The following is an 8,508-nucleotide window of genomic DNA, read 5'->3' on the forward strand; positions in this document are numbered from 1 at the left end:
CCGGCCAGCGCCACGGTCGCGCCCTGGCCGATCGTGGTGGCGCCGGTGTAGCCGTTGATGCCGACCAGGGTCTCGACGCCGCCGCTGACCGTCAGGCCGCCGGCGCCGAGGATCACGCCCGAAAAGTCAGTGCTGGCGTTGCCCAGGACCAGGTTCGGGGCACCGAGAACGACGCCGCCCGATCCGAGGATCGGCACGCCAGGCAGGCCGCCCGTGTTCTGGACCACCGTGCCGCCGGCATTGGTCAGGGTCAGGGTCTGGCCGCCGAGGATGACGGCGCCGAAACCATTGAGGGTCTGGATCCGGCTGCCATTGTCGGTTGCCGAGATATCGAAAAGGCCATTGTTGACGACCCCGCTCGACAGCGCGACGCTGCCCGAACCGGCCAGCATCAGAGTCCCGGCCGGATTGATGGTGGTCGCGCCGGTGTAGGTCTGGGTGCCGCCCAGGGTCTCGAAGCCGGCCTGCAACAGCAAGCCGCCCGATCCGGACAGCACGCCGCCGAAGGTATCCTGCGCGGCGAGCAGGCTCAAGGTCTGGGAACCCAGCAGGACGCTGCCGGAACCGGCCAGGCTCTGGACGGCCGATCCGGCCACGGTGGCCGAGATGTCGAGCCCGCCGTCGTTGATCACTTGCCAGCCGACCGCCGCGGCGTTCGTGCCATCGGTATCCGACCAGGTTTCGACATTACCGTAGGCGATCGTATGCTGCTGGATCTGCGCAAACGAGACCACCGGGAAGACTGCCAGGATCGCCACCGCCAACAGACTACGGGCGCCAGGCGTGGCGGGGCCCGCTTGCCGGCCGGCGCCAGGCTGGCCGTTCGCATCGGCCTCGCCTGCCGCATCCTTGCCCTGCGCGCTCGCGAACTCGGCGACGGCCATGAGCATGTTTCGTTTTTTGTTCCAGACCAGGCGGTAGATATGATTCATATGATGTGTTCGCAATGCGGCAAGCGGCGGCGCGCGCGCGCGGATGCGCGGGCGGGTGGGGGCGGCGGCGGCGAGGAGCGGCAGTGAATTAGGTAAGAAAGGGGATTGCAGACGGTCAGCGAATTCTCATTTGAAACATGCTGTCAGGCAACATATTTTTTGTATCTGAATCGTTTTTACCGATTCTGCTGCTCCGATACAACGGAAGGTGACAAGGGTCCGCGGCGCCGGCCCCCGGAGGACCGGCAGCGGACGGTCCTCAGGGACGCGAGGTCCAGGCCGCCAGGTCCGCGGCGACGGCGTCGACGACGGTGCGCCAGTCGCCCGGCGCGGTTTGCCGGTACAGCTTGAGGACCCCGGGATACCACGGCGAATCGGCGCGCGCTTCCATCCAGCGCCAGTCCGGATGGACGGCCGGCAACAGCACCCAGCACGGCTTGCCGAACGCACCCGCCACGTGGGCCACGGCGGTATCGACGCAGACGACCAGGTCGAGCAGCGACACGATCGCGGCGGTGTCGGCGAAGTCGGCGATCCCGGCGCCGAGGTCCAGCAAGGGCAAGTCCGGCGTGGCGGCGCCGGCGCCCTCCCCGTCCATGCCGCGCTGCAGGCTGACGAAAACCACCCCCGGCACCCGCCACAGCGGCGCCAGGCAAGCCAGGTCGGGCAGCGAGCGGTTGGCGTCGTTGACGTGCCCGCCGAAGCCGCGCCATACGAGGCCGACGCGCACGCCGTCCGCGCCGAGCCGTGGGCGCCAGCGCCGGACGCGCGCGGGATCGGGTGCCAGGTAGGGCAAGGCGGCCGGAATGGTCGCCAGCGTCGTCCTGAAATGCATCGGCAGGCTCAGCATGAAGACCCAGTAGTCATGCGGCGGCAGGCGCGTCGCCGCCTCGCTCAGGGCCAGCACGGCATCGGCGCCGGCGGCGTCGCGCAGCAGCGGCACGAGCGGGTCCTGGCACACCAGGGTGACCCGGGACGCGCCAGCCGCCTTCAATTTCGGCAGGTAGCGCACAAACTGGATCTGGTCGCCGAATCCCTGTTCCGGCCACACGACGATGCTGCGGCCCGCGAGACTTTCGTCCCGCCATTGCGGAAATCCGAGAACCGGCCTGGCGGCGATCGGGTGCGCCAGGGCGGGGTCGTAGCGCGCCTCCATCAATGGCCAGCCCTCCGCCAGGCGGCCGCGCGCCAGCAGCATGAAGCCGAGGTTCCAGCGCGCCTCTGGATAGCCGGGATCGGCGTCGATCGTTGCCCGGTAGGCCGCTTCGGCTTCCTCGGCGCGGCCCTCGTGCTGCAGCAGCACCGCCAGGTTGTTCAGGGACTTCGGGTCGGACGGGCGGCGCGCCAATGCGCGGCGATAGCATTGTTCGGCGTCCGCGTAGCGGTGCATCTGCTGGTGCAGGTTGCCGAGCGAATTCAGGCCGTCCGGATCGTCGGGACGCAGCGCGAGGAAGTCGCGCAGCGCCCGTTCCGCCAGCGCATGGCGGCGCTGCCGCATGTACAGCATGGCCAGGTTATGCAGGGCCTCGGCATAGTCCGGGCGCAGGGCCAGCGCCCTGCGGTAGCTGGCTTCGGCGGCGTCCAGCCGGCCCATCCGGCTCTGCAGGACGGCGAGGTTGTTGTGCAGTCCGGCGCGTTCCGGGGCGCGCTCGAGCGCGTCGAGGTAGCAAGCCTCGGCCTGCGCCCAGTGCCCCGATGTCTGCAGCAGGTCGGCGCACTGGTGCAGGGCCAGCGCATCGTCCGGATCGGCTGCGGCGGCATTGACGGACCGGTGCCGTGCCTGCGCGCCGCGGCCGGGCGCCTGCCGCACCAGGTCGAGGTTGGCGCGAGCGGCCGCAAAGCCGGGCTGCAAGGCCAGCGCCCGGCCCAGCGCCGCTTCCGCCTCATCCATCCGGCCCACTTGTGCCAGCGCCAGGCCGAGGTTGTTCCGGGCGTGCGCATTCTCCGGCTGCAGCGCCGCCGCCTGCCGGAAACAGGCCAGCGCCGCCGGCCATTGCTCGCGCATCCGGTACAGGGCGCCGAGATTGTTGTAGGTGTCGGCATGGCCGGGGCGGAGCGCCAGCGCGCGCTGGTAGCAGGCTTGGGCCGCATCGAGCGCGCCGGATTGCTGGAGCAGCAGGCCAAGATTGTAGTGCGCATCGGCGAAGCCCGGCTGCAAGGCGAGGGCCTCGTGATATGCCGCTTCCGCCTCCGCGCCGCGGCCGCCCTGCTGCAGCAGGATGCCGAGATTGTTCCAGGTCGGGGCATGCGCGGGATCGCGTTGCAGCGCCAGCCTCCAATACTGTTCGGCCTGGGCCGGCCGCGCCAGCGCGCAGGCGCAGGCCGCCGCGATATTCAGCAACTCGACGCCGGGGACCGCGTCAGGCGGCGCGTCGGCGACCCGGGCGAGCGCCTCCTCGAAGCGGCCTTCGTTGAACAATGCGATGACGCCGTCGGCTGGATTGGCCTTGTCCATGAAACTGCACACACCTGCGTAAAAACCCTATTCTCACACAGCTCACGCAGGCAGCGGGCACGGCTCGATGCGGGCCGGGGCCGGGCCGGGGCCGGGCCGGCACCACGCCATCGCAAGCATCGGGGACGCTGCCCGGCAGAACTGGAGCAAGCAACCGATAAGCCGAATGTGCTTTCCCGGTCAAAAAAAAAACCTGCCCCGATCGCCGAGGCAGGTCGAATGCGGGCCTGGAACGTACCCGCAAGGAGATCGCCGCACCGGCGCGAGCCGGTGGCGCCGCGACGCCGTCCATCCGCGAACGATGGCGCCCACGATGTCGGCACACCACCGCCAGCATCCGTCAGGCGTCACGGATACAGCGCACGTTAACGATAACAAAAGTTGACGAACGTGTACAACATTTTTCGCAAAAAGGGCGTCCGGGCGCTGACGGCGCTCCGGCACCGGCGCTCCCCGCATGCGCGCCCGCAGGCAGGCGCCGGACATTTGACTTTTCGAAATACCCTGATATCATTGTTATCGATAACCGCAAGCCGGCAACCAATAACGGACAACGAGGAGACACCAGTGTTCGCGAAGACTTGTTACGCAACCCACCCCGACATGATGGCGGGCGCCAGCAACGACCAGCTGCGCCAGCGCTATCTGCTCGACCGGATGTTCGCCCCGGACGCCGTCACGCTGAATTACTGTCACGACGAGCGCTTCGTCATCGGCGGCGCCGCGCCCGTGCACGGTCCGCTCGCCCTGCCCGCCCACACCGAACCGGCGTCCGCCGCCGGCCAGCCGTTCCTCGCCCGCCGCGAACTGGGCATCATCAACGTGGCCGGCGGGACGGGCCGCGTCACCGTCGACGGCCAGGCGTTCGAACTCGCGCCGCGCGACGGCCTGTATGTCCCGATGGGCAGCGCCGACGTCGTGTTCGAATCGCTGGACCCGGCGAACCCGGCGCGTTTCTATCTCGCGTCGACGCCCGCCCACGTCCGCTGCGAGCTCGCCAAGATCTCGCACGCGCAGGCGGTGCCGCTGGAGCGCGGCAGCGCCGCGACCTCGAACGAACGGACGATCTACCAGTACGTGATCCCGGGCGTCTGCAAGTCCGCGCAGCTGCTGCTGGGCCTCACGATCCTCAAGACGGGCAGCGTCTGGAACACGATGCCGCCGCACGTGCACGAGCGCCGCTCCGAAGTCTATTTCTACTTCGACCTGCAGGACGACCAGCGCGTGTTCCACTTCATGGGCGAGCCGGACGCCGCGCGCCACATCGTCGTCGCCAACGAACAGGCGGTCGTGTCGCCGCCGTGGTCGATCCACATGGGGTCCGGCACCGCGAACTACGCCTTCATCTGGGCGATGGGCGGCGAGAACCTCGATTACACGGACATGAAGGTCCTGGACATCTGCCAGCTCAAATAAGGACAACCATGCTCGACCTGTTCAACCTCGCCGGCCGCACGGCGCTCGTGACCGGCGCCAACACGGGCCTCGGCCAGGGCATCGCCGTCGCGCTGGCACAGGCCGGCGCCGACATCGTGGCGGTCGGCCGCAGCGCCGCCACCGACACGGGCGCCCGCGTCACGGCCCTCGGCCGCCGCTTCCTCGACATCCATGCCGACCTGGCGTCGACGGCGCCCGTACGCGACGTCGTCGACGCCGCCGTCACCCTGAACGGCCGGCTCGACATCGTCGTCAACAATGCCGGCATCATCCGCCGCGCCGACAGCCTCGACGTCGAGGAAGCGGACTGGGATGCCGTCATCGACACCAACCTGAAATCAGTGTTCTTCCTGTCCCAGGCGGCCGCGCGCCACATGGCCGCCCACGGCGGCGGCAAGATCGTCAACATCGCGTCGCTGCTGTCGTTCCAGGGCGGCGTCCGCGTGCCGGCCTACGCGGCGAGCAAAAGCGCCGTGGCGGGGCTCACGCGGGCGCTGGCCAACGAATGGGCCGCGCACGGCATCAACGTGAACGCCATCGCGCCCGGCTACTTCGACACCAACAACACGGCGGCCCTGCGCGCCGACCCCGTGCGCGAGCCGGCGATCCTCGCCCGCATCCCCGCCGGCCGCTGGGGTCAACCGCAGGACCTGGCCGGCGCCGCCGTGTTCCTGGCCAGCCGCGCCAGCGACTACGTCCACGGCATCGTGCTGCCCGTCGACGGCGGCTGGCTCGCCCGATGAGCGCCGCTCCCGACATGGCGGGCCGCATCGTCTGCTTCGGCGAGATCCTGCTGCGCCTCGCCGCACCCCCTGGCCGCATGCTGCCGCAGGCGCCGGCCCTCGACGCCGGCACGGGCGGCGCCGAGGCGAACGTCGCCGTCGCGCTCGCGCTGCTCGGCCACCGCGCCGCGATGGTCAGCGTCCTGCCGGACAACCGGCTCGGCCGCGCCGCCCTCGACAGCCTGCGCGCGCACGGCGTCGACACGTCCGGCATCCGCATGCATCCGGGCCGCATGGGCCTGTATTTCCTCGAGCCGGGCGCCGTCGTGCGTCCGGCCGACATCATCTACGACCGCGCCGGCTCGGCCTACGCGCTGGCCGACCCCGACCTGTACGACTGGCCCGCGCTGCTGGACGGCGCCGCGTGGCTGCACGTGTCCGGCATCTCGCCGGCCGTCGGCGACGGCCCCGCGCACGCCGTGCTGGCCGCGATGCGGGCCGCGCGCGCACGCGGCGTGCGCGTCGCGTTCGACGGCGACTACCGGGCGTCGCTGTGGGCGGAACGCGGCCAGGACGGCATCGCGGTGCTCCTCGACGCCATGCGCCAGGCGGACGTCCTGTTCGCCGGCCCGCGCGACATCGCCCTCGTGCTGGGACGTCCGGAACTGGCCGACCCCTCGCGCGCCGCGGAAGTGGCGCGCACCGCGTTCGCCGCATTCCCGAACCTGACCTTGCTCGCCTGGACCTGCCGGGTCCAGCACGGCGCGGGCGAACACGAATTGTCGGCGTGCCTGCACACGCGCACGAAAACCGTGACGGGCGGCAGCTACCGGCTGTCCGGCATCGTCGACCGCATCGGCACCGGCGACGCGTTCGCGGCCGGCGTGCTGCACGGGCTGCAGTCCGGCATGGCGCCGGCGGACGTGGCCGGATTCGCGCTCGCGGCCGCCGCGCTGAAACACGCGGCCACCGGCGACTTCGACCTCGCGCGCCCCGACCACGTCGGCGCCGCGCGCACTGGAGCGTTCGATGCGCTGCGCTGACACCGGGAGGCGCGCGTGACCGGCAGTTGGCGCCTCGCGTGGGACCACGGCAGCGCGGAAGTGCAGTCGCTGGGGGCGATGCTCGGGCCGCTCAGCCTGCGCATCGGCGACGAGCGCGAACTGGAGATCATGCACGTCGCCCCGTGGGCCGGGATGACGCGCTCCAGCAGCCTGCCCGGCATCATGCGCCGCCTGCGCGGCGAGTGGCCTTGCCTGCCGTTCGGCTGCACCGAGCCGCCGCAAGGCCTGCCCGCCGCCTGGCGCACGCACGCGCCGGAAGACAGCTGGAACCACGGCTACGCGGCCAACCATCACTGGCGCTGCGTGTCGGCGACCGGGCAGCGCATCCACCTCGCCATCGATTACCCGCCCGGCTCGCCGATCGAGCACATGGAGCGCGAGATCACGGCCGACCCGCACGCGCCCGCCGTCGACGTCGTGCTGCGCGTGTGGGCGCGGCGGCCGGCCCGCGTGCCCGCCGGCCTGCATCCGACGTTCCGCCTGCCGCCGGCGGCGGGGCGGGTGCGGGTCGTGCTCGGCCCGCACGACGGCATCCACAGCTATCCCGCCCAGCCGGCGGGCGCCGTGTCGCGGCTGCTGTCCGACACCCGCTCGGCGTCCCTCGACCGGCTCGCCGGCATCGACGGCCCCGTCGACCTCGCGCACCTGCCCCTGGGCGCGCCGGCCGAGGAACTGCTGCAGGTGCGGGCGGTCGGCGGCACCGGCACGGACGCGCCGTTCGCGCTGCACTACCTCGACTACGACGCCTGCGTCGGCCTGTGGTGGGACACGGCGCAGCTGCCCGACCTGCTGCTCTGGGTCAGCAACGGCGGGCGCATCCACTTTCCCTGGATGAGCAACCACCTGGCGCTGGGCGCCGAACCGGTGAACAGCATCTTCGACCTGGGCCGCGTCGCGACCGCGCCCGCCGGCCATCCGCTGGCGGACCGGCTGGGCATTGCGATTTCCCCTGAGGCGCCGTGGGAAACCCGCTACCGCATCGCCGCCTGGCCCCAGACCTCCCCGACAACCTCCGAATAGAGAACCGCGACATGGCACCCGATTTCCGCTCCCCCGATTTCCTGCTCGACCACATTGCGGCCACGATGCGGTTCTACCACCCGCGCTGCATCGACCCGAGCGGCGGCTTCTATCACTTCTTCCGCGACGACGGCACCGTGTACGACCGCACGACGCGCCACCTCGTCAGCAGCACGCGCTTCGTCTTCAACTACGCGATGGCATACCGCCGGTTCGACAATCCCGATTACCTCGCCGCGGTGCGCCACGGCGTGGCCTTCCTGCGCGACGCCCATCGCGACCCGGGCACCGGCGGCTACGCCTGGCAGCTCGCATGGGACGGCGGCCGCAAAGAGATCCTCGACGGCGACAACCATTGCTACGGCCTCGCATTCGTCGTGCTGGCGTATGCGCACGCGCTGCAGGCGGGCGTGCTCGACGCCCGCGACCACATCGCCGAGACGTTCGCGCTGATGGAGGCGCACTTCTGGCTGCCCGAACATGGCCTGTACGCCGACCAGGCCAGCGCCGACTGGTCGACGCTGGACACCTACCGCGGCCAGAACGCCAACATGCATGCGTGCGAAGCGATGCTGGCGGCGTACGAGGCGACGAACGAGGTCCGCTACCTGCACCGCGCCGAACTCCTGGCCCGCAACATCACGGTGCGCCAGGCGGCACTGGCCGGCGGCTTCGTGTGGGAACACTACCGCGCCGACTGGTCGGTCGACTGGGACTACAACCGCGACGACAAGACGAACATCTTCCGTCCCTGGGGCTACCAGCCGGGCCACCTGACGGAATGGGCGAAGCTGCTCCTGCTGCTCGAGCGCCACCGCACCCACCTGCAAGGGGACGCCGACTGGCTCGCGCCGCGCGCCGTCGCGCTGTTCGACGCC

Annotated in this window: 6 protein-coding genes and 1 pseudogene; 5 read left to right on the top strand and 2 right to left on the bottom strand. The window is 70.7% G+C overall.

Annotation, left to right across the window (positions count from 1 at the left end; translation table 11 throughout):
* Together ASC93_RS25245 and ASC93_RS25250 are read right to left on the bottom strand one after the other, a co-directional pair.
* A partial coding sequence (locus ASC93_RS25245; RefSeq protein WP_267874980.1) for an ESPR-type extended signal peptide-containing protein occupies positions 1–932 on the bottom strand: 932 nt, incomplete at its 3' end.
* 259 nt (positions 933–1,191) lie between these two features.
* Positions 1,192–3,387 carry a tetratricopeptide repeat protein gene (locus tag ASC93_RS25250; RefSeq protein ID WP_056449243.1) on the bottom strand — a complete coding sequence of 732 codons (2,196 nt, stop codon included), beginning with the start codon at positions 3,385–3,387 and terminating at the stop codon, positions 1,192–1,194.
* Between the two features lie 567 nt (positions 3,388–3,954).
* On the opposite strand from ASC93_RS25250, the gene kduI reads away from it, so the two are divergent.
* The 5 genes and pseudogenes from kduI to ASC93_RS25275 form a co-directional block, all read left to right on the top strand.
* The gene (gene kduI / locus ASC93_RS25255) at positions 3,955–4,803 is read left to right on the top strand and encodes a 5-dehydro-4-deoxy-D-glucuronate isomerase (RefSeq protein ID WP_082548333.1); all 849 of its coding nucleotides are present in this window, start codon (positions 3,955–3,957) and stop codon (positions 4,801–4,803) included.
* Positions 4,804–4,811: 8 nt separating this feature from the next.
* Positions 4,812–5,567 carry a 2-dehydro-3-deoxy-D-gluconate 5-dehydrogenase KduD gene (gene kduD, locus ASC93_RS25260; RefSeq protein ID WP_056449249.1) on the top strand — a complete coding sequence of 252 codons (756 nt, stop codon included), beginning with the start codon at positions 4,812–4,814 and terminating at the stop codon, positions 5,565–5,567.
* Complete coding sequence (locus ASC93_RS25265) at positions 5,564–6,589, top strand: sugar kinase (protein ID WP_056449253.1); 1,026 nt, start codon at positions 5,564–5,566, stop codon at positions 6,587–6,589. Before kduD ends, ASC93_RS25265 begins: the two co-directional genes overlap by 4 nt.
* A gap of 15 nt (positions 6,590–6,604) precedes the next feature.
* Complete coding sequence (locus tag ASC93_RS25270; protein ID WP_056449256.1) at positions 6,605–7,630, top strand: hypothetical protein; 1,026 nt, start codon at positions 6,605–6,607, stop codon at positions 7,628–7,630.
* Between the two features lie 65 nt (positions 7,631–7,695).
* A pseudogene (locus tag ASC93_RS25275) lies at positions 7,696–8,508 on the top strand (AGE family epimerase/isomerase); the annotation flags it as partial.

This window comes from Massilia sp. Root335, from assembly GCF_001425685.1.
Lineage (GTDB): Bacteria > Pseudomonadota > Gammaproteobacteria > Burkholderiales > Burkholderiaceae_D > Telluria > Telluria luteola.

Coding starts and splice junctions, on each gene's coding strand:
- kduD (WP_056449249.1), top strand. CDS start 4,812: ATGCTCGACCTGTTCAACCTCGCCGGCCGCACGGCGCTCGTGACCGGC.
- ASC93_RS25265 (WP_056449253.1), top strand. CDS start 5,564: ATGAGCGCCGCTCCCGACATGGCGGGCCGCATCGTCTGCTTCGGCGAG.
- ASC93_RS25250 (WP_056449243.1), bottom strand. CDS start 3,387: ATGGACAAGGCCAATCCAGCCGACGGCGTCATCGCATTGTTCAACGAA.